Raw genomic sequence first — 20,788 nt, 5'->3', positions numbered from 1 at the left:
CTGTTCCTTTAGTTTTGAAATTCGTTATGCGTAAATTCGTGCTGATTGCGGCGCGCACCTTGTGCCAGTTGGTCAAGAATATTTCTCAGGTAGGGCGTTTTCAGGGTGTAATAGCGTTTGGCAATCACGGCGCTCAGCAGGTAACAGATGGCCGGGACGATCGTAAACAGCGCAATAATGATGCTGAGGGTGGCACTGTTCTGCGTTTTCGCCGCCGCGTCGTAACCGCCGCCCGCCAGCATCCAGCCAATAAGCGCGCCACCGAGCGCCAGTCCCAGCTTGAGTACGAACAGAGTGCCCGCAAAACTGATGCCGGTCAGACGTTTACCGTTGCACCATTCGCCATAATCGACGGTATCGGACATCATCACCCATTGGATCGGCGTCACCAGTTGGTGCAACACGCCGATCGCGAAGATGAAGACGAACATGGTGATGTCGGCCTGCATCGGGACGAAGAACATCGCGAGGCTAACCACGGCCAGCGCCGCATTGGTCCACCAGAAGATACTGACCTTGCATTTCCAGTCGGTGAGGGGTTTTGCCAGCGCGGAGCCAATCAGGTTACCGACGCAGTAGGTAGTAAGGAAGGCGACAAACACCTCCGGCGTTCCCATGATCCAGGTGACGTAATACATCATCGCACCACCGCGCACGCAGACGGCGAGGATATTGAGGATGGTCAGGAGCCCCACTATCCGCCACTGGTCGTTTTGCCAGATATCGCGCAGATCTTCACGCATCGAGGTGGTGCTCGGCGGCGCTTCCACACGCTCCTTAGTCGTGAAGAAGCAGAATGCCAGCATCAGAAACGCCACCACGGACAACACCGCGATCCCGCCCTGGAAACCCACCGCTTTGTTCTCGCTGTTAATGAGATTCACCAGTGGCATCATCAGCACGGTCGAGAGCATTCCACCCGCCGTCGCCAGCACAAAGCGCCAGGACTGTAGGGAAATACGCTGCGTCGGGTCGCTGGTAATCACCCCACCCAACGCGCAATACGGGATATTCACCACGGTATAAAGCAGCGTCAACAGCGTATAGGTGACAGCGGCGTAAATCATCTTACCGTTAAGGCTGAGGTCCGGCGTGCTGTATGCCAGAACGCAAACCACACCAAACGGCAGGGCGCCAAACAGTATCCACGGACGGAATTTTCCCCAACGAGAGCGCGTTCGGTCCGCCAGCAGTCCCATACACGGGTCTGAAATAGCGTCCAGCGCGCGCGCCAGTAGAAACATGGTGCCGACAAAACCGGCAGGGATACCGAAAATATCAGTATAGAAAAACATCATATAAAACATTACGTTATCGAAAATAATATGACTGGCCGCGTCACCCATACCGTAGCCAATCTTCTCCTTAACAGACAAAACATGAATAGTCATAACACATCCTTTGGCGCTCCCATGCGCACTGGTACCGGTTACCGTTTTTGTAAACCATCCCGTTGGCTGCGAATATTCCGATATCTCGTTATCAAATTACGATTCTTGTTTTCTGTGATCGCGGTTGCGCCAGAAGATGTGAGGAAATGTAACTAGCGGAATTTATGAGGATTTATATGAAACCGATCATGGTAAGGAGAAAGGGAAGTTAAAAAAGTGAGTGAGGGGGTGTGGAAACGTCAGGAAGTAGCTATAATGCGCCCCGCCTCCATGTAGCAATGCAGGCGCGGAAGATCGTCGTCTCCGGTGAGGCGGCTGGACTTCAAATCCAGTTGGGGCCGCCAGCGGTCCCGGGCAGGTTCGACTCCTGTGATCTTCCGCCAGTTTGCGTCTACTGAACTCTCCCGAAGTCAATAATCTCCTTTGTAATCCCTTATATATCAGGCTGTCCTTGTATCCTGAGGTCACCCGACTTCAACCCACATCAAGTTGTTTTTGGGGGTGCATTGGGGGTATCAGGCTGGTTACTGGCGGAAATCTCCCAGGAGGATGGATTCATCAAAAGCCGGAGGATGTCATGGCGCTAATCGATGTTAAAGTGAAAACCGCGAAGCCAAAAGAAAAACCCTATAAGCTGGCTGATGGCGGCGGTATGTATCTGCTGATTAACGCTAATGGTTCCAAATACTGGCGTATGAAGTACCGCTTCGCCGGTAAAGAAAGGATGCTGTCTATGGCCTGTACCACACTGGCGCCCGGAATAACGCCAGCCGCTATGAGATCGCCCGGCATATCCTTACCGAACTGGGTCAGAAAGCGCGCCTGCCGGAGCTGTTGATTTCGTCCGAAGCCCCTGACGCACGAGATGTGCGGCTCAACACAAATAAACTGGCCGCCGCGGGGGGGCACTTTTACTGAGAGTCGCGCAGCGCTCAGTCAATGTCTCAAAGAATTTAGATTTTAACCTCACCGAAGTTCGTCCCTTATCCCATTTCCGCCAGATTCTGCATGGTGAATAAAAAACAAAAATTCCGCGTTTGCGCCTGCCGAAAGCGGATTCCTGCCACTCGCCCCACCCTCATTCAGATTTTTAAGCCAAAAAAATAAATAATTTAAGATTTTTATATCTTAAATTCATTATATAAAAGAATTTAATAGCAAGAAAGATTTAAGACTATTTCATTATGATTTGATCCGAACGGTTACTAAAATAATCACAACAGAAACCAGACAATAAAATACAACCTTAGCGTGTTGATTATATTCCCAGGACGGGTGGTTACTGTTTAATAAGTTAAAAAGATTTCACTATTTTTCCATTTCATTATTGAAAATAAAACACAGCAATAGAAGCACTCTTATTCAACTTTATTACAAACCACGCACTAATATACGGATTTAAAAGGTACGCTTATGCTGTCTTTCTATTATCACTGGGAATTCAAACCGAGAAAAATTGCACTTATTATGAGTGCAATACTGGCCTCCGGGTCCGCCTGTGCGGCGGATGACTTGCTTTATATAACTCCCGCATCCCCTGAACAAAAGGTCACCATTAATAATGATTCGGTCTGGTCACGCATTAGCGTTTATTCTCCAAATGCTGACGTAATCGTAAATGGCAAAACAACCGTTAATGGCCAGGCCGGCATTTCACCGGATGTGGCAATCAGCCAGAACGCTGGAAAGCTGGATTTAGGCGATGGTTCCGTTGTGAACTTTACCTCTGATCAGATCCACGCAATTGCTAATGAAGATGTGATTGAGCTGAATGGCGACGGTCAATTTACGGCAAAGAATCTGACGGTCAACAGCACAGGCGCCGCCTTCAACGGGATCGGCGCACATGGCTCGAACCATCTGGTGCTGAAAGGCACCACGAATATTAATCTTAATACGACCAAAGAAAACATGCTGTTTCCTATGGCCCGCGCCGAAGGGATCTATCTTCAGGGCCATGCGTCAATGGATGCCGAAAATATCAATGTGACCTACCGTTCTAATGGCCCGGACACTATTGGTATTAATGAAGCATCCGGCCTTTGGCTATGGAATAATGAAGCCTCGGTTAATATTACCGGGACAACAAATGTTGACCTTGAAACCTCAACCCAGGGTGCGCTCTATGGGGTAAACCTTGCGGATACAAACGATGCAAATGGCGCCCGCAAGCATGTTTTCATGAATGAAGTTAACATCAAAATGCAGAGCAACATCGCCTATAACCCGGCGGTGCATAATGCAGTTTCCGGCTTTTTCACGATTTATGCGAACGCCGAAACGGAAGTTAATAAGCTGAATATTAATGCGTCCAGCAACAATAACCTTTACGGCCTTCATTTTGGTACAAATACCAGCGACGATAAATCGATCACCACGATCCATGAAGCGAACATCTACCTGAAAGGGGGAGAAAAATCCCGCATTTCAGGGGTCTCTAATTCAGCAAATAACAGCATCATCGGCAAATTAACCGTCGATACAGAAGGCGGCGAAAACGTCTATTTGCTCGACCGCGTCAGCAAAAAAACACACTTCCTCGGCGACGTCACGCTGGGTAGCCAGAAGGCATACAATACGACCACCGGCACCCTGTATTCGATTTATAACTCCGCGACGATCGATGGCGTCAAGCTGGTCGCGTGGGGCAAAATCTCTGCCGATCCGTATTCTGTCATTGATATCGCCACGGCGGATAATTCGTATCTTTATGGGGATTCTGAAATCTGGCGAACGGTCTCGTATTCGAACATCGGCGTCATCAACATGACGCTGAACGGTGGCAATACGCGCTGGGATATGACCGGAAATTCAAAAGTCACCAACCTGACGCTGAAAGACGCGACGCTGAACTTCCTGCATGAAGACGGCGCCGCAAGCCGATCCACCCGTGCCACACCTGCCTTTAAGACGCTAACGCTGAATGGCGACTACCACGGTGAAAACGGTCATATCGTGATGAACACCGCGCTGGGTGATGACGCTTCTGAAACGGACCATCTGACCATCAACGGCAACACCAGCGGTTCGACGACCGTCCAGGTGAAAAACGCGGGCGGTAACGGCGCGCTGACCACCAACGGTATCGAGTTGATTAGCGTGGCGGGCGCCTCTGACGGTGTATTTAAGCAGTCCGGTCGTATCGTTGCCGGTGCGTATGACTATAACCTGCTGCGCGGCAACGGGCAGAATGCCAACAACTGGTATCTGACCAGCGCCCTGTCGCCAGAACCGGTTGACCCCGTCGATCCAACGCCTGCACCAGCCTCACCAGAAGCCCCGGCAACAAAACCGGAAGCGCTGGTCCGCCCGGAAGCGGGCCTGTACGGCGCTAACCTGTACGCCGCGAATACGATGTTTAACCATCGTCTGCAGGACCGTCTGGGCGAAACGCATTACACCGACGCCATCACGGGCGAAGAGTCTGTCACCAGCCTGTGGTTGCGCAACAGCGGCGGTCACACGCGCGCTCATGACAACAGCGGCCAGCTCGGCATTCAGAGCAATCGCTATGTCATGCAACTGGGCAGCGACATTGCCCAGTGGAGCACCGACAATCAGGATCGCTACCATGTCGGCGTGATGGCGGGTTACGCCAACCAGAAGAGCCGCAGCGACAGCAACAAAACGGGTTATCGCGCGGATTCATCCATCGACGGTTACAGCGTCGGGATGTATGGCACCTGGCTGCAAAACAACGAAACTCAGGAAGGCGCGTATGTGGATACGTGGGCGCTGTACAACTGGTTTGACAACACCGTCTCAGGTGAAGACGTTGCCGCGGAGAAATACAAATCCAAAGGTTTTACCGGTTCTGTAGAAGCGGGCTATACCTGGAAACTGAGCGATCTGAGCGAGCGGTCGGCGGTGTATATCCAGCCGAAGGCCCAGGCAACCTGGATGGGCGTCAAAGCCGATTCCCATAAAGAAACCAACGGCACGCGTGTCGAAGGCAAAGGGGATGGCAACCTGCAGACCCGCCTCGGCATCCGTCTGTTCGGCAAAGGTCATCACTCGCTCGATGACAACACCGGCCGTAACTTCCAGCCGTTTGTGGAAGTGAACTGGATCCGTAACAGCAAGGACTTTGGCGCAACGCTGAATGGCGAAAGCGTGGACTACGCTGGCACGAAGAATATCGGCGAAGTAAAAGCAGGTGTTGAAGGTCAGTTGAATAAGAATGTCACCCTGTGGGGCAACGTGGCGCAACAGGTGGGGGATAAGGGTTACAGCGATACCTCCGCGATGCTGGGCGTCAAAGTCGCATTCTGATACTAAGAAAGCCGGGAATTTCCCTAATGCTGGTCACTTAAGGTGATCAGCATTTTTTTATGCCGGATATTTCTGGGCTTTTACTCTCAATTCCCAGGGGTAACTTCGCGCCCTTCTTCCCGGTAATACCAGCCACTTTGCTTGCTCATACAACGTTCTTAACTCACCCGGCATCTTACCCGGTGAAGTGAATCGCCACGGGTTTAACAGACACCTCAGAGTCATTTAAGATGACTTAAAGAGAGGTGCCCATGAGCGGTAAGCATTATCCTGAAGAGTTTAAAATTGAAGCAGTCAAACAGGTTGTTGATCGTGGTCATTCTGTTTCCAGTGTTGCAACACGTCTCGATATCACCACTCACGGTCTTTACGCCTGGATAAAGAAGTACGGTCCGGATTCTTCCACTCATAATGAACAGTCAGATGCTCAGGCCGAGATCCGCCGTCTTCAGAAAGAGTTGAAGCGGGTTACGGACGAACGGGACATATTAAAAAAAGCCGCGGCGTACTTCGCAAAGCTGTCCGACTGAGGTACGCCTTTATCCGCGACAACAGCCGTTGCTGGTCTGTTCGTTTGCTCTGTCGGGTTCTGGATGTCCATCCGAGTGGATTTTATTTCTGGCTTCAGCAGCCACATTCACAGCGTCACCAGACAGACCAGATGCTGACCGGGCAGACCAGATGCTGACCAGACAGACCAGATGCTGACCGGGCAGATCAAACAGTTCTGGCTGGAGTCCGGTTGCATTTATGGCTATCGCAAGATCCATCTCGATCTGCGTGATACCGGACAGCAGTGCGGAGTGAACCGGGTCTGGCGGCTGATGAAGCGTGCCGGAATAAAAGCTCAGGTTGGGTACCGTAGCCCACGGGCACGTAAAGGCGAAGCCAGCATCGTGACACCCAACAGGCTCCAGCGGCAGTTCAATCCGGACTCACCGGATGAGCGTTGGGTAACGGACATAACCTACATCCGAACCCACGAAGGCTGGCTGTATCTGGCCGTGGTGGTTGACCTGTTCTCCCGAAAAGTTATCGGCTGGTCAATGCAACCCCGGATGACAAAAGAGATTGTCCTGAACGCATTACTTATGGCGGTGTGGAGGCGTAATCCTCAAAAGCAGGTACTGGTTCACTCTGATCAGGGCAGTCAGTACACGAGCCATGAGTGGCAGTCGTTCCTGAAATCACACGGTCTGGAAGGCAGCATGAGTCGTCGCGGTAACTGCCACGACAACGCGGTTGCGGAAAGCTTTTTCCAGCTACTGAAACGCGAACGGATTAAGAAAAGTCTCTACGGAACGAGAGACGAAGCCAGAAGCGATATTTTTGATTATATCGAAATGTTTTATAACAGTAGGCGTCGGCATGGTTCGAGCGAGCAGATGCCACCGGCTGAATATGAAAACCTATATTATCAACGGCTCAGAAGTGTCTAGATTATCCGTGGCGATTCATAAAGTACCTAAAGTTTCTTTGAAAGAATACAGTATCCTGAAGTTATTATATCCAGGTGCTAATCCCCTTATTTTACAACTCAACGGTTAAAACCGTTTAGGCATACAAATCATCAATTGAATGAAAAATAAGCATATCCATAAACAGGGCCCACGTTAAGCATAGCCAAAACATAAAGCACACAGGCTAACCGCACCTCAAAAAATAGTTTTCAGGATTACGTCACCTCTGGTTCGCTACTTTTACTCATTGAGCCTTTTTCAGCGATTTAGGATTATAACAAAAAATGAGGTAACAATCTCATATTCCGTTAGAGATTAATTCCTGTCACTATTTATAAGTTACCAGAATGAATTTTATGAAAACTGGATAATAACTGTACCTGTCCCAGGTTCAGATACATTTAATATGGGTTTAATGTTTAATAAAGGATTATGTCTATGAAAAAAACCACTGGGGTCGCCCTTTTATGTGGTATGGCGTTTGCTAATATTCCGTCAGCGCTGGCGGCTGACGCCACCGTTACCTTCAATGGCACGATTCTCCAGGAAACTTGCCATGTTGATAACAACAACGTGAACGTCTTACTGGGTACTTATGGTGTTGCACAGTTTCCAACGGTGGGCACAACAACTATTCCCGTTGCTTTCTCTATCAGTTTAACTGATTGTCCGACATCAGGCGGCCCCACATCCGCACTGGTAACCTTTTCGGGTCCGGCCGATTCGGCAAATAATCTGGCGTTAACAGGCCCTGCTGGCGGTATCTCCATTGATATCAAGAAAGCGGATGGTGGTGATATCAACATTAACTCCCAGGCCAGCGGTATAACGCTGAGCAACGCAGTTTCTCAGCAGCTTAATTTCACGGCTAATTATATTAGTACTGCACTACCTGTTACTGCCGGTAGTGCCAACTCCGTTGCACAGGTTAACATCTCTTATATGTAATATTGAGTGACAGTCGGGAGTGGAAACACTCCCGCAACAGGAGTTCAGATGAAGGTAGTTCTTTTTATCTCTTTGATTGTGTCTTGCCTGACCATTTCAGAACAATGCAATGCGGCTGTTTCTGTAGGGGGGACCCGCCTTATTTTTGACGGCAATGAAAGAGAAGCGTCTATTAGTGTCAATAACACCAGTAATGGTACACCTGTTCTTATTCAGTCCTGGATTGATGGAAGCACGGGAAGCAAAGTGAAAGCTCCATTTATGATCACCCCTCCTTTATTCCGCCTTGAGCCAGGTCAGGACAATATACTACGTGCTGTCCGTACAGGTGGAAAACTTTCGGAAGACCGTGAATCCCTGTACTGGCTGAATATTAAGATAATACCTTCTGTTAAAAAAGATGTTGTGCAGAAAAATACGCTGCAACTGGCGATAAAGAAAAGACTTAAATTTATTTATCGTCCTAAGTCGGTTAAGGGAACACCAGAACAGAGTGCTGACGCCCTCATCTGGAAAAGGAGTGGAAATCAAATCCAGGTATTTAACCCTACACCCTTTTACATGAACTTCAGTTTGATAACGATTGGAGGGAAAGTATTTAAACCGACATTACCTGAGCAGACTTATGTGGCAGCAAAGTCAGAGTTATCATTTCCTGTTCCCTCTGGATCCTCTGGCAATGTAGTGAGCTGGAAAATAATTAATGACTACGGCATGAGTGGAAAAGAGTTTACAAAAAAATTCTGAAGATATTTGTATTAGTACCTAAATCTAAATTGCGAGCGTAACCATTTTGGAACATATCAATTTCAGGATGAAATATTACTACCTTTTGGTTATTTCTGCTTTATGGAATTTGCCCGGCGCTGCTCAGGCAGATGAGTATTTTAACCCTGCATTGCTTGAGATTGGCGAAGGGACACAGGAACGGACGTCCGACCTCTCTGTATTTGAGGTGGCTAACGGTCAGCCGGCGGGGAATTATCGTGTTGATATCTTTGTCAATAACGAGCAACAGACCACACAAGCTCGCGATGTTGCATTTTCGAAAAGTGAGGATGGCAAACTGGTGCCCTGCCTCACGCTGGAAGAACTGAACACATGGGGCGTGCGCAGCGAATCGTTCCCGGATCTCCGCGTTGCGGGTTCTGAATGTGTCAATATTAACGGGATCCCGAACGCTTTTTCTGATTTTCAGTTTAACCGGCAAAGACTAAATTTGAGTATCCCTCAGATAGCAATGAACACGCGCAGCCGGGACGATGTCCCGGCAGAATTCTGGGACGAAGGTATTCCGTCTGCACAGCTGAATTACAGTGTGAACAGTTACCAGAGCCGTTTTTCCGGGAACGATACTTATAAAAGTACCTACCTGAACCTGCGTCCGGGAATAAATATCGGTCCCTGGCGTCTGCGGAACTACACCACTTTTGAGCACAGTAATCAGGAGGGGGATAAGTGGAATACCGTGTACAGCTATGTACAGCGGAACATTATCTCGTTGAAGAGCCAACTGACGCTGGGTGACAGTTCGGCCCCTTCAGATGTCTTCGACAGTGTTCCGTTCAGAGGGGTTCAGATTACCTCCGATGATGACATGCTGCCGTCCAGTGTACGTAGCTACGCCCCTGTGGTTCGGGGCATCGCCCGCAGTGACGCCCTGGTGACTGTCCGACAGAATGGGTACGTTGTTTATGAAACCAGAGTCGCTCCCGGAGCATTTGAGATAACCGATCTGGCCTCAACCGGTGGCGCGGGCGATCTCGATGTGACAATTAAAGAAGCGGATGGCAGCGAGCAGCATCTGAGCATCCCCTATGCGTCTCTGCCTGTACTGCAGCGAGAAGGACAGTTTCGTTATAGTTTCACCGGCGGCCAGTTCCGCTCCTATGATTCCGGGACAGAGAAAAATCCGTTTGTCCAGGGAACGGGCGTTTATGGTCTGCCATGGGGCCTGACCGTATATGGCGGGCTACAGAACGCCGGTGATAAATATCAGTCTTATGCCCTGGGCATAGGTAAAAATATCGGTAGCTGGGGAGCCTTTTCTACCGATGTGACGCATTCCCAGGCAACCCTGACGAATACGGGCAAGCAGCAGGGTCAGTCACTTCGCCTTCGTTACAGCAAAAACTTTCTCGAGACGGGTACCAACTTTACAATTGCTGGTTATCGCTATTCAACCTCAGGATTTCACTCCCTGGAAGAAACCCTGGGGACCTACCGCGATGACAGTGACATTCCTTCTTATTTGACTGAACGCCGCCGGAACAGAGCAGAACTCTCGCTGAATCAGGACCTGGGTCAGGATTTTGGGTCATTCAGCGCATCCATTGTCAGCGAGGATTACTGGCAGGACAGAGGTAATAGCCTGTCTGCAAATCTGGGGTATTACAAAAATATCGGCAGCGTTGGCCTCAGCCTGAATTACTCGTGGAACCGGAATACCGGACAGTATGGTTATGCTAATCAGGACAATATTTTTTCCCTCGAGATCAATGTTCCCCTGGACTCGTTACTGGGCCGGACATATGCCTCTTATGGGACCACGCACACCGATGGTGTCGGCTCCAGTCACAACGTAAGACTGAATGGTTCTGCATTCGACGATGAAAGTCTTAACTGGGGGATGAATGCCACACAGTCAGAGAGAAGTGAACGAACGGTAGGGGGGAATGTCACCTGGAAGACGCGCGCTGGCACATTAAATGGCTCATACAACTACAGTCAGGACAGTCAGCAGCTGGGATACGGGCTCTCGGGAGGGATCGTAATTCATGAAAATGGCATTACTCTTTCACAACCGTTAGGTGAAACCATTGGATTAGTCAAGGCTCCCGAAGCACAGGGCGTCGGTGTTAATAACTATTCCGGGATCTCAACGGACGGTCGTGGCTATGCCGTCGTTCCCTATCTCAGCCCGTACCGCTTCAATGATATCAGTCTGGACAGCCGAACCTTACAGGACGACACCGATATTACTTATATGTCCCAGAAAGTCATACCGACGAAGGGGGCTGTCGTCAGGGCAGAGTACAAAACAGCGCTTGGCCATCGTGTATTGCTGGCGCTGACGTTATCTGGCGGTCAGCCGGTTCCTTTTGGTGCAGTCGCATCGCTGATATCTCCTGAGGCAGACAGTAACACCTCTATTGTCGGTGATGACGGTGAGGTCTTCATGAATGGCTTACCGCAAAAGGGGACGTTACGGGTGCAATGGGGTAACGCTGAAGGCGTCGAATCAACCTGCCAGGCTGACTATATTGCCCGTAAGGCTGAAGAGGCCCCCGGCTTATGGATGGCTGAAAGTATCTGCCAGTAAACCGATGGCAACACAGTAACCAACTGACCGGAATCATTGGACCAGACGGAGTATTGCCAGTACCTGTTTTTGCGCTGCCGGACTCTCGAACAAGGAATACAACAATGAAGTGGATTTTTAATATACTGGTGAGCACGGCGATAACACTGATGGTTTCTCCTCTGGCATCAGGGGGATCGTTTGATCCGGTAACCGCCGCTTATACCACCAATCAGATAACCGCAAGCGTCACGCCAAGGACCGTAGCCGCCAGCAGCACGATAATAGCCGATGGTGAGATGGTCTATTGGAGGGCTAGTAACGGGTCCGTTCAGAACCAAGGTCCGTTTTATTGGGGGCCGCATGCTTACACAATGAATAGCGCTGCAATTGCCACCACCGCCGCCTCTGGGATTAACGCACTCGGGGGCGGATGCACGGCATCAGCCAGCGGGACCTCGCTGACGATAAATGGCTGTTTCTCCTTTAAAGCTCCCAATTCTATATATATCGGGAGAGGCGCCACTTGCTATTCATTCAAGCAACCTGTAGGTCACGTTTCTAGTGGTAGCTTGAACCACGTCCCATACATCGAATCAAAATTCAACTCATCACAAGCTGCTGACATCTATCCAGGTCCACAAGTACCGATTGCTTTATCTTCGGCTGCGACCACCGTCATCTTCCCGGCAGTGACCAGGCAGCCCTCCGCATATTTCACTTCTTATAATACCACCCTCACTGCGACCGTTTCTGAGAAAGCGCTTAGTTACGTATTATTTGCTTGTTCAGTATCACAAGGGAGAAGCGTTACGTTGAATTCTGGTTCTGCAATAAATTCTACCTATAGTATAGTGACAACAACCAACAGGCCAACCTACGCGCCCACAGTAACTTTCTCCCCATCATTGCCCATTACTGATAATTCAGTCGTCAATATCAGAAATATTACGGCGATTAATATTCTTCCCGCCACCACATTTAACACAGGGACGATTTCTTCCTACCGTACGACCTATACTGAGCAACCCATTACCGTCACCGGTAGTGGCAATCTCACCCGGGATGTGGGTGCCAATGAGAACTTTAATGTTCAGGAATCCTGGTCATGTACAGTGACAGGGCAAATTGATTTCAGGATTATGAGAGACGGAACACAGACCAATCTTTGCACATCTTCAGGGTATACCACCCATGCCATTACGGCGCCACAATCCCTGACGGCAAAATGGCGGGCCCAGAGTCAAACCTCTTCGGGAGCCTGGAATGCGACAGCAACAGTGACGTTCTCTCTGCCATAATTACGGGGGGTGACAATTGGGTGATTGTACTCACATGAAGAAAGAAGGATATGCCCGGCGTTGTGTTATTCACCGGGCCATTGGTGGATGCGCGAGCAGATCGACGCGCTGCGTCATGGAATCAGAGAACCGGGTAATCCAGATACCCTTCTTTCCCGCCGCCGAAGAACGTCTCTTTAATGGGCGCATTCAGCGGTAAGTCATTTTTCAGACGATGCGGCAGATCCGGGTTGGCAATAAATGGGCGACCAAAACCGATCAGGTCGGCCCAGCCGTTCGCCAGCGCCTCTTCAGCACGCGCTTTGGTGTATTTACCGGAATAAATCAGCGTGCCGTGGAAGATAATGCGCAGCGCTTCTTTAAACGCGGCAGGCATGACCGGCGCATCTTCCCAGTCCGCTTCTGCGATATGAATATAGGCAATGCCCAACTCATTCAGCACGCTGGCCGCCGCCAGGTAGGTCGCTTCCGGCGTATCATCTTTTGAACCCATCAGCGTGGTCAGCGGTGCGAGACGAATGCCCACACGCTCTTTACCAATCGCCGCAGAGACCGCCGTCACCACCTCTCGCATAAAGCGCAGACGATTTTGCAGCGAGCCGCCGTAGTCGTCATCACGCAGGTTGGCCTGCGAGTCAATGAACTGGTTGATCAGATAGCCGTTCGCCCCGTGCAGTTCAATACCGTCGAACCCCGCAGCGATAGCATTGCGCGCCGCCTGGGCATAGTCATTGACGATAGCCGGGATCTCTTCCCGCGTCAGGGCACGCGGCATGTCATGCTGCACCATCTCGCCGACGCCATTTTCCGGGCCACGCCCTTCAACATCGACAAACACTTTCACCCCTGGCGCCTGAATAGCAGAAGAAGAGACCGGTGCCGCACCGCCAGGCTGCAAAACGGTGTGTGAAACACGACCGACGTGCCACAGCTGAGCGAAGATTTTACCGCCCGCCTTGTGCACGGCGTCGGTGACTTTTTTCCAGCCGGCAATTTGCGCTTCAGAATAGATGCCCGGCGTCCAGGCATAGCCCTGACCCTGTTGGCTGATTTGCGTGCCTTCGCTAATGATGAGCCCTGCGCTGGCACGCTGTGCGTAATAGTCCGCCATCATGTCAGTCGCGACGTCGCCTGCCCCGGCGCGAGAACGCGTCATCGGCGGCATAACAATCCGGTTTTTTAACGGCAAGGCATTCAGCGCATAGTGATCGAATAACATAATGGGTTCCTCTCGCGATTATTTATACAGTTCTGCACTCATGGTGACGGTGTTACCCATGCGCGCACTGGTAATTTTGTATTCAGAGGCGTTCATCTCTTTGGCTTTTTGCGCGATGACCGCTTCAGCGGAATCCAGCGTGGTGCCCGTTGCCGTCACGCTTTGCGCAGAGGCGTTAAACGCCGCAGCAGAGAGCAGAGAAGCCGTAAAAATAGCGAAAATAGTTTTCATGTTTATATCCCAGAATAAAGTGATAATTTGGCGTTGATTAACGCGATAGAAGAAGAATACGCCTATAGCCTGATGACATAAATGATACAAATGGCAATAGACTATTGCGTTTTAGTTAATAATAAGGCGTCAGATTCTCCGACGCCTGCAGGTCGTATCAGGAAACGAAGTTGTCCTTCAGCGCCTTGAGACCATCACTGTAGATGCCCGTAAATAGCGCCCGTGCCTCTTCGTCAGAGACGTTCACTGGCGTGAATTCGCCGGACCATTCCACGCGGGAAACCTGGCTGTCGGCGGTCTCATGAACCGTGATGGTTGAGAGGTAATTCACCACCGGGAACGGCGCCTGAATAATGGAGTAGGTGTAGCTGCGCTGACGATTATCAAACGCTTCCAGACGCTCAATCACGGTACCGCCGTCGGAAGTGGTCAGCGAACGTACGCGCCCGCCTTCTGTCACCACGCTTTTCGGGATGAACGGCAGCCAGTCCGGCAACGCGTCAAAGCCGCCCATCAGTTGCCATACGGCGTCGGCAGAAGCCGGAATTTCAATCGATACACTTGTCTTAGCCATGATATTTTTCTCTTAAATTTATAGGGTTACATTGTCAGGGTGTCGACGACGCCGCCATCGACGCGCAGGGCTGCCCCTGTCGTTGCCGAGGAGAGCGGTGACGCGAGATAAACCGCAAGATTCGCCACTTCTTCCACATCCGCCGCACGCTGGATGATGGAGCTCGGGCGCGCCGTTCTGACAAACTCGTCGGCTTGTTCACGCGGGCTACGTCCCGACTGCGCGGCGGCGTCCGCCAGCATCTCCTGCAGGCCATCAGTAAAAGTCGGCCCCGGCAGAATGGCGTTAACGGTCACACCGGTTCCGGCGAGTCGCTTCGCCAGACCATGGGACACCGCCAGATTCGCGGCTTTCGTGACGCCGTAGTTGATCATGTCGCCGGGGATAGCTACGCCCGATTCGGACGAAACAAAGATAATTCGCCCCCAGCCCTGTTCCGTCATGGCTGGCGCATAATGACGCGCCAGGCGCACGCCGGAGATAACGTTGACGTTGTAGAAGTGCAGCCACTCGTCATCCGGAACGCTAAAGAAATCTTTATCGTTGAAAATCCCCAGATTATTGACCAGCACATCCGCCGTCGGAACGGCGGCGATCAGCGCATTTACGCCATGTTCAGTGCTGAGATCGGCCACCACGCCGCGCAGCGACGCCGCAGGGTGTTGCGCCGTAATCGCGGCCATTGCGTCATCGACGCCGTGCTGTTTGCGACCGACGACAACCACCGTTGCACCTGCTTTTGCCAGTCCGGCAGCAATACCCTGCCCAATACCGGAGGTCGAGCCGCTGACAACAGCGACCTTACCTGTCAGATCCAGTTTCATATTTTTCTCACTCGGTTGATTAACGGGTCGGCAGCGGCGCGTTTTCCGCAACCAGAGCCTGACGGCGCATTTCCGCCCAGAATTCAGCCGGAACGGTTGCATTCAGTGCAGCCAGATCTTCCGCCATACGGCCAGGACGGCTGGAGCCAGGAATAACCGCCGCAACGGCAGGGTTTGCCAGCGCGAACTGCAGTGCTGCTGCTTTAACATCGACGTTAAAACGCGCGGCAATGGCGTGAATTTGCGCCACTTTCTGCTTAATGGCCGGGGAGGCTTTCTGATATTCAAAGTGCTCACCACCGGCAAGCACGCCGGAGCTGTAAGGGCCGCCAACGACGATATCAACGTTATGTTCCAGTGCTTCCGGCATCAGACGTTGCAGTGCACGTTCGTGATCCAACAGGGAATAACGACCTGCCAGCAGGAACGCATCCGGCTTCGGCTCATCAAGCGCCAGCGTCAGTTCACAAGGTTCGACGCGGTTCACGCCCAGTCCCCATGCTTTGATCACTCCCTCATCACGCAAACGCGTCAGCGCACGGAACGCACCCGTACGGGCAATATTGAACTGCTCCAGCCAGCTGTCACCGTAGAAATCCTGCGCCGGATCGTGGATCCAGACGATATCCAGATGGTCCGTTTTCAGGCGTTTCAGGCTGTCTTCAATCGAGCGCAGAGTGGCGTCGGCAGAGTAGTCATTCAGAATTTTGTTCTTCAGGCCGTGTTCGAAAAGACCGCCTTTCTCACCAAAATCACGTTTGGCGGGATCTTCCATTTCGTCCAGCATGATGCGGCCGACTTTACTGCTCAAAACATATTCATCGCGCGGATACTGAGACAGCGCTTCGCCCATACGAATTTCAGAAAGGCCAGAGCCGTACAGCGGCGCGGTATCAAAGTAACGCACGCCCAGGTTCCAGGCTTCGCTCACGGTGGCGTGGGCCTCTTCTTCCGGAATGGCACGGAACATGTTGCCGAGCGGCGCGCCGCCTAAGCCGATGTTGCCGGGAAGTAAATTTTTAATGCTCATAAGATGTCCTCAAGTATTCGGGTTTAGTTCGGGCGTTTTTTGCTATCGCCCTGTGACGGAGCTCACAATACCTTGCAAGGTTGTGACTTGATAGGACATAATTCGTCTAACTTAAGTCCTTTGAGGTCTAATATGATTGATTTACGCCAACTGAAGTACTTCGTCGTGGTCGCAGAAGAAGAGCACGTAGGACGTGCTGCTGAGCGACTGCATATCTCGCAATCGCCGCTCAGCCGCCAGATTGCGCAACTGGAAGAACGCCTGGGACTGATGCTGTTCGAGCGCAATCAACAACGCATCCGACTGACTGCCGATGGGCAGACATTCCTCGCCGAAACGCGTTCATTGCTGACGCATGCCAATCGTCTGGAATCACTGGGTAAACGTCTGGGACGCGGTGAAGATGGAGGCTTGTGTATTGGCTATATTGAAAACGCCATGCATTCCGGCGTGCTTTCTACGGCGTTGCGTACGTTACGTGTATCGCGCCCGGATGTGCATATCGCGCTTTACAGCCAGCCACCGGCTACCCAGATTGAAGGCTTGCGCCAGCGCAGCCTCGATTTTTCTCTGGTCGATACGCCGCCCGCAGACTATGAACAGGACCTGGAATACATTCAGGTTCTGGACGATCGTATGCTGTTGGCCTTACCGCAAAATCATCCGCTGGCGGAGGAAGAAAACCTTGTCGCAACGCAGCTTGCCAACCAGCAGTGGATTGCCGTTATTCATAATGACGATGCCCATTCACGTGATGATTTTGTCGCGGCCTGCGTCAAAGCCGGGTTTAATCCCGATATTCGTTTAGAAGCCGGCGAACCGCTGACAGCATTAGGTCTGGTCGCTGCAGGATTAGGTCTGGCACTAATTCAACATAGCCTGCGTCACAATGCGCCGGAAGGCGTGGTATTACGCGAATTGCCGTGGATGAATTATTCCACGCAATTATGGGCCGCCTGGCATAAAGCCAATCAACGCCCGCTGGTATCCCATTTCCGCCAGATCCTACGCGGCGAATAAAAAAGAATCCGCTTTTGCCACAGACGAAAGCGGATTCTCATAAAGAAACGAACGGCACGCGCGTTACGCGTTAAAGGTAAAGGCGACAGCGAAATCTCTGTGATGGCTGACGTTAACGTCGCGTTCTGATGTAAAAAGCCGGGGAACGCTCCCCGGCCTTTAAATAGGTTAATCAAAGACCCCATTAATGATGGCGGTTACCACTGCGGTACTAAGCGCTATCAGCACTAAATCATCCCCTATGATTTTCCACTCATAGCCCGGATAGTAAGGGAGTTCTCCCAGCATCGATGCCGGAACCGCCTTTTTCGCGATCCCCGGAGGAAGCGGTTTTCCTCGTGCCAGGTTTTTCGCGATTCCCGGCGGCAAAGATTTATACCCCGTCAGACCATAATTCACCGCCAGATGACGCGCTGTCGCAAAACTAATGTCGGACTCGACGCGATCGGGTTTGCCATAATTTTTACGATGATCGGAAGAACCGTTGTTTTTCTGGGCCGAATTTCCTTTTTGCCCGTTATTTCCCTGGTTGCCCTTATTTCCCTGATTACCACTGCTGTTGCCCTGGCCGCCGCCATAACCGTTTCCGTTACCATTTCCCGGATTTGCCATCACTGGCGCGGCAAACAGGGAGAGAGAAACCAGAGTGGCCAGCACAGCCGTTAAACCACGACGCTTACCCATGATGTGTTCCTTCCTGCTGAAGTGTCATTTTGACAATAGAACGCCGCCATCCCCCGCGCAATGTCAAAAACGCCTGGATTCGGATTTGCATGCAGGCCGTGAATAAACAACCTGTTATGGCGAGGGAAACGCTGCTGTCTTATCTGTTATCATGCCTGCAAATAACGTCGAAAAAACAAAGCCGAGGAAAGCATGGGGTCCACCAGAAGAGGGATGCTGAATGTCCTGATTGCCGCCGTTTTATGGGGAAGTTCAGGGGTCTGCGCGCAGTACATCATGGAGCAAAGCCAGATGTCGTCGCCATTTCTGACCATGACGCGCCTGATATTTGCCGGCTTAATTCTGCTGATGCTCTCCGTGGTACACGGCGACAAAATCTTTTCCCTTTTCAAAGATCGCAAAGACGCTCTGAGCCTGCTGATTTTTTCTGTCGTTGGCGCGTTGACGGTGCAACTCACCTTCCTGCTAACCATCGAAAAATCCAACGCCGCGACCGCCACGGTGCTGCAATTTCTGTCGCCAACGATCATCGTTGCGTGGTTCGCGCTGGTGCGTAAAGCCCGTCCCGGCGCGCTGGTGCTGACCGCCATCCTCACTTCGCTCATCGGCACCTTTTTACTGGTGACGCACGGCAACCCCACCTCACTGTCAGTTTCGCCCGCCGCGCTGTTCTGGGGGATTGCCTCAGCGTTTGCCGCCGCATTTTATACGACTTACCCGTCAGCGCTGATTGCGCGCTACGGCACCTTGCCGATTGTCGGCTGGAGTATGTTAATCGGTGGGATGATTCTGCTGCCGTTTTACGCCGGAGAGGGCACAGATTTTGTGGTCAATGGCAGCCTGATCCTGGCGTTTTTCTACCTGGTGGTGATTGGCACGTCGCTGACGTTCAGCCTGTATCTGAAGGGTGCGCAGATGATTGGTGGGCCGAAAGCGAGTATTTTAAGCTGTGCCGAACCGCTGAGTAGCGCCCTGCTGTCGCTGCTGTTGTTGGGCATTACCTTCACCCTGCCGGACTGGCTGGGCACGCTGCTGATCCTGTCCTCCGTGGTGTTGATCTCGATGGATTCCCGCCGCCGCGCCAGAACGGTGTAACAAAAAAGAGTGGACGCACGAAAGCACCGTCCACTCTGCGACTTTCATCATGTCGTTTTTATGTTTATTAACCTTTTGTATAGTCTGCAATTTTTTTGGTCAATCAGTTTACGCGTCAGCGCCCATCGTTCCCGATAGACAAGCTTGTCGCTCACCTCAAGTTCAAGCGCAATTTCTTTAACAGACATTCCCTGCAACAAATGAAAGACGATTTGCTGTTCGCGCAGCGTGAACAAAAAACTTCTTGAGCGGCATTTTTTATTACCACTGATCACGGCATCACAATGTACCATAAAAGCATCTATACGCTCCCTGATCGCGTTGAGATCTTGCAGCCCTTCGAACGACAGAAAAGAGGTATGTTCGGGTTTATACATATCCACAAAAAAAAGGATATGATTAAAACTCATTCGCTTTATCTCTTCTCCTTTTGCCGACAGCGTGATGTCATTTTCAAGTACGCGATCGCGCTGCTTATAAGTTACATTAAAACGCAATGAAAATGGGATAAAGTTAATGTACTTATCTATCAGGTGAAATGGAATATCTTCATTGAGTTCCGTTTTCAAACCAGACTCATGTAACGCATCTGCAAAAAGCGTGTGAATGGCAATACCATCATAGATGTTTTTTGTCAGATAAATAAACTTATACCGTAAGGATGAGGAATTAAAATTAAGCATAGCAGTATCCTTCGCATTAGTTTTTATAGGTATTGACCACACCATAATCATCAATCCATGAAAATGTTTCGACAGTACGGTTTCCCGTTGCGCTTTTAGGTAAAATAACCGTTTTTGTCGACAACGGTGCGAGGAGGCCATCATCAGGTAACTGTTTTATTTCTGTACCGTCGTTGAGCGTAAGACCCATTAATGTCACATGCAAAGGCGAATTATTCTTTACCAATAGACAACGATTCCCCCCACACTCTGAGGCGGTTATCTGTATTTTCTTCACACTCTCTTCCAGCGTGTTTGCCGCCAGCGACAGCGGTCGCCAGAATAACTTTACCCGGGTACGAAAAGCGACCTGCAGCGCGCCGGAACCGCTCTTGCTATCGGCAACTGGCGGGACTTCAAGCGTATTCAGCCAGAAGAGAGACTCTCTGTCTTCTGGCAGCGTCTGCCGATCGCCGACGAACTGAATACGCACCGCGCGAGAGGTGTTGCCTTCAAGCCTGAAAATTGGCGGTAAAATGATAAACGGCGTTTTAATATCCTCTGGACGCTCTAAAAGCGACTCTTTTTCCGTCCACAACTGTAATAAGACCGGCCTCAAACCTTCATTGTAAACCGTAAAGGTAGACTCACGGTCTTTCTCATTAACGATCACTCGCGTGTAATTAATGTAGGTTGCCGCCATTGCCGATGATGGTAGCAAAAGTAATATCAGGAAGTGATTCAAAACATGCTTAAGTCGTTTCTTCACGCCCTCT

The 20,788-nt window shown here is 51.0% G+C and carries 16 protein-coding genes, 1 tRNA gene and 2 pseudogenes; 10 read left to right on the top strand and 9 right to left on the bottom strand.

The annotated features are described in order from the left end of the window. Window positions 1–8: 8 nt before the first annotated feature. Window positions 9–1,391 (bottom strand): glycoside-pentoside-hexuronide family transporter, encoded by a 1,383-nt coding sequence (locus ACERJC_RS15405; protein WP_152400678.1) that lies wholly within the window; start codon window positions 1,389–1,391, stop codon window positions 9–11. Between the two features lie 288 nt (window positions 1,392–1,679). On the opposite strand from ACERJC_RS15405, the gene ACERJC_RS15400 reads away from it, so the two are divergent. From ACERJC_RS15400 to ACERJC_RS15365, 8 genes and pseudogenes are all read left to right on the top strand, one after another. Beyond that, window positions 1,680–1,774 (top strand) — tRNA-Sec (locus ACERJC_RS15400). Between the two features lie 194 nt (window positions 1,775–1,968). Continuing rightward, window positions 1,969–2,172 (top strand): annotated as a pseudogene (locus ACERJC_RS15395) (Arm DNA-binding domain-containing protein); the annotation flags it as partial. Window positions 2,173–2,804: 632 nt separating this feature from the next. Next, window positions 2,805–5,663 carry an autotransporter outer membrane beta-barrel domain-containing protein gene (locus tag ACERJC_RS15390; RefSeq protein ID WP_373672015.1) on the top strand — a complete coding sequence of 953 codons (2,859 nt, stop codon included), beginning with the start codon at window positions 2,805–2,807 and terminating at the stop codon, window positions 5,661–5,663. A 251-nt stretch (window positions 5,664–5,914) separates the two neighbouring features. After that, window positions 5,915–7,099 (top strand): annotated as a pseudogene (locus ACERJC_RS15385) (transposase); the annotation flags it as partial. A 462-nt stretch (window positions 7,100–7,561) separates the two neighbouring features. Beyond that, the gene (locus tag ACERJC_RS15380) at window positions 7,562–8,071 is read left to right on the top strand and encodes a fimbrial protein (protein WP_373672014.1); all 510 of its coding nucleotides are present in this window, start codon (window positions 7,562–7,564) and stop codon (window positions 8,069–8,071) included. Window positions 8,072–8,119: 48 nt separating this feature from the next. Beyond that, window positions 8,120–8,818: a fimbrial biogenesis chaperone gene (locus ACERJC_RS15375; RefSeq protein ID WP_373672013.1), complete on the top strand. Its 699-nt coding sequence runs from the start codon at window positions 8,120–8,122 to the stop codon at window positions 8,816–8,818. A 67-nt stretch (window positions 8,819–8,885) separates the two neighbouring features. After that, the gene (locus tag ACERJC_RS15370) at window positions 8,886–11,393 is read left to right on the top strand and encodes a fimbria/pilus outer membrane usher protein (RefSeq protein WP_373672012.1); all 2,508 of its coding nucleotides are present in this window, start codon (window positions 8,886–8,888) and stop codon (window positions 11,391–11,393) included. A 104-nt stretch (window positions 11,394–11,497) separates the two neighbouring features. Further along, window positions 11,498–12,673 carry a hypothetical protein gene (locus tag ACERJC_RS15365; RefSeq protein ID WP_373672011.1) on the top strand — a complete coding sequence of 392 codons (1,176 nt, stop codon included), beginning with the start codon at window positions 11,498–11,500 and terminating at the stop codon, window positions 12,671–12,673. 121 nt (window positions 12,674–12,794) lie between these two features. On the opposite strand, the gene ACERJC_RS15360 is transcribed toward ACERJC_RS15365, so the two are convergent. From ACERJC_RS15360 to ACERJC_RS15340, 5 genes are all read right to left on the bottom strand, one after another. Beyond that, on the bottom strand, window positions 12,795–13,892 hold the full coding sequence (locus ACERJC_RS15360) for an alkene reductase (RefSeq protein WP_195296004.1): 1,098 nt from the start codon (window positions 13,890–13,892) through the stop codon (window positions 12,795–12,797). An 18-nt stretch (window positions 13,893–13,910) separates the two neighbouring features. Next, window positions 13,911–14,123 (bottom strand): YdgH/BhsA/McbA family protein, encoded by a 213-nt coding sequence (locus tag ACERJC_RS15355; RefSeq protein ID WP_152400687.1) that lies wholly within the window; start codon window positions 14,121–14,123, stop codon window positions 13,911–13,913. Window positions 14,124–14,280: 157 nt separating this feature from the next. Beyond that, window positions 14,281–14,697: an SRPBCC family protein gene (locus ACERJC_RS15350; protein WP_152400689.1), complete on the bottom strand. Its 417-nt coding sequence runs from the start codon at window positions 14,695–14,697 to the stop codon at window positions 14,281–14,283. 26 nt (window positions 14,698–14,723) lie between these two features. Continuing rightward, window positions 14,724–15,521 (bottom strand): SDR family NAD(P)-dependent oxidoreductase, encoded by a 798-nt coding sequence (locus ACERJC_RS15345; RefSeq protein ID WP_286631996.1) that lies wholly within the window; start codon window positions 15,519–15,521, stop codon window positions 14,724–14,726. A 19-nt stretch (window positions 15,522–15,540) separates the two neighbouring features. Then, on the bottom strand, window positions 15,541–16,551 hold the full coding sequence (locus ACERJC_RS15340; RefSeq protein ID WP_373672010.1) for an aldo/keto reductase: 1,011 nt from the start codon (window positions 16,549–16,551) through the stop codon (window positions 15,541–15,543). A 132-nt stretch (window positions 16,552–16,683) separates the two neighbouring features. Between ACERJC_RS15340 and ACERJC_RS15335 the strand changes: the two genes are divergently transcribed. After that, on the top strand, window positions 16,684–17,571 hold the full coding sequence (locus tag ACERJC_RS15335) for a LysR substrate-binding domain-containing protein (RefSeq protein ID WP_178824982.1): 888 nt from the start codon (window positions 16,684–16,686) through the stop codon (window positions 17,569–17,571). A 168-nt stretch (window positions 17,572–17,739) separates the two neighbouring features. Here ACERJC_RS15335 and ACERJC_RS15330 read toward each other — a convergent pair whose 3' ends face one another. After that, window positions 17,740–18,255 carry an anti-virulence regulator CigR family protein gene (locus tag ACERJC_RS15330; protein ID WP_373672009.1) on the bottom strand — a complete coding sequence of 172 codons (516 nt, stop codon included), beginning with the start codon at window positions 18,253–18,255 and terminating at the stop codon, window positions 17,740–17,742. 192 nt (window positions 18,256–18,447) lie between these two features. Between ACERJC_RS15330 and ACERJC_RS15325 the strand changes: the two genes are divergently transcribed. Further along, the gene (locus ACERJC_RS15325; RefSeq protein ID WP_371895472.1) at window positions 18,448–19,350 is read left to right on the top strand and encodes a carboxylate/amino acid/amine transporter; all 903 of its coding nucleotides are present in this window, start codon (window positions 18,448–18,450) and stop codon (window positions 19,348–19,350) included. A 47-nt stretch (window positions 19,351–19,397) separates the two neighbouring features. On the opposite strand, the gene ACERJC_RS15320 is transcribed toward ACERJC_RS15325, so the two are convergent. Further along, window positions 19,398–20,033 (bottom strand): hypothetical protein, encoded by a 636-nt coding sequence (locus ACERJC_RS15320; RefSeq protein WP_152400700.1) that lies wholly within the window; start codon window positions 20,031–20,033, stop codon window positions 19,398–19,400. A 16-nt stretch (window positions 20,034–20,049) separates the two neighbouring features. Continuing rightward, window positions 20,050–20,781: a fimbrial biogenesis chaperone gene (locus ACERJC_RS15315; RefSeq protein ID WP_371895471.1), complete on the bottom strand. Its 732-nt coding sequence runs from the start codon at window positions 20,779–20,781 to the stop codon at window positions 20,050–20,052. Between the last annotated feature and the right edge of the window lie 7 nt (window positions 20,782–20,788).

The organism is Citrobacter telavivensis (assembly GCF_041807075.1).
GTDB lineage: Bacteria > Pseudomonadota > Gammaproteobacteria > Enterobacterales > Enterobacteriaceae > Citrobacter_A > Citrobacter_A telavivensis.
Note: the sequence above shows the minus strand (reverse complement) of the source record. Positions and strands in the feature narration are given on the sequence as shown.

Coding starts and splice junctions, on each gene's coding strand:
- ACERJC_RS15405 (WP_152400678.1), bottom strand. CDS start 1,391: ATGACTATTCATGTTTTGTCTGTTAAGGAGAAGATTGGCTACGGTATG.
- ACERJC_RS15390 (WP_373672015.1), top strand. CDS start 2,805: ATGCTGTCTTTCTATTATCACTGGGAATTCAAACCGAGAAAAATTGCA.
- ACERJC_RS15380 (WP_373672014.1), top strand. CDS start 7,562: ATGAAAAAAACCACTGGGGTCGCCCTTTTATGTGGTATGGCGTTTGCT.
- ACERJC_RS15375 (WP_373672013.1), top strand. CDS start 8,120: ATGAAGGTAGTTCTTTTTATCTCTTTGATTGTGTCTTGCCTGACCATT.
- ACERJC_RS15370 (WP_373672012.1), top strand. CDS start 8,886: ATGAAATATTACTACCTTTTGGTTATTTCTGCTTTATGGAATTTGCCC.
- ACERJC_RS15365 (WP_373672011.1), top strand. CDS start 11,498: ATGAAGTGGATTTTTAATATACTGGTGAGCACGGCGATAACACTGATG.
- ACERJC_RS15360 (WP_195296004.1), bottom strand. CDS start 13,892: ATGTTATTCGATCACTATGCGCTGAATGCCTTGCCGTTAAAAAACCGG.
- ACERJC_RS15355 (WP_152400687.1), bottom strand. CDS start 14,123: ATGAAAACTATTTTCGCTATTTTTACGGCTTCTCTGCTCTCTGCTGCG.
- ACERJC_RS15350 (WP_152400689.1), bottom strand. CDS start 14,697: ATGGCTAAGACAAGTGTATCGATTGAAATTCCGGCTTCTGCCGACGCC.
- ACERJC_RS15345 (WP_286631996.1), bottom strand. CDS start 15,521: ATGAAACTGGATCTGACAGGTAAGGTCGCTGTTGTCAGCGGCTCGACC.
- ACERJC_RS15340 (WP_373672010.1), bottom strand. CDS start 16,551: ATGAGCATTAAAAATTTACTTCCCGGCAACATCGGCTTAGGCGGCGCG.
- ACERJC_RS15335 (WP_178824982.1), top strand. CDS start 16,684: ATGATTGATTTACGCCAACTGAAGTACTTCGTCGTGGTCGCAGAAGAA.
- ACERJC_RS15330 (WP_373672009.1), bottom strand. CDS start 18,255: ATGGGTAAGCGTCGTGGTTTAACGGCTGTGCTGGCCACTCTGGTTTCT.
- ACERJC_RS15325 (WP_371895472.1), top strand. CDS start 18,448: ATGGGGTCCACCAGAAGAGGGATGCTGAATGTCCTGATTGCCGCCGTT.
- ACERJC_RS15320 (WP_152400700.1), bottom strand. CDS start 20,033: ATGCTTAATTTTAATTCCTCATCCTTACGGTATAAGTTTATTTATCTG.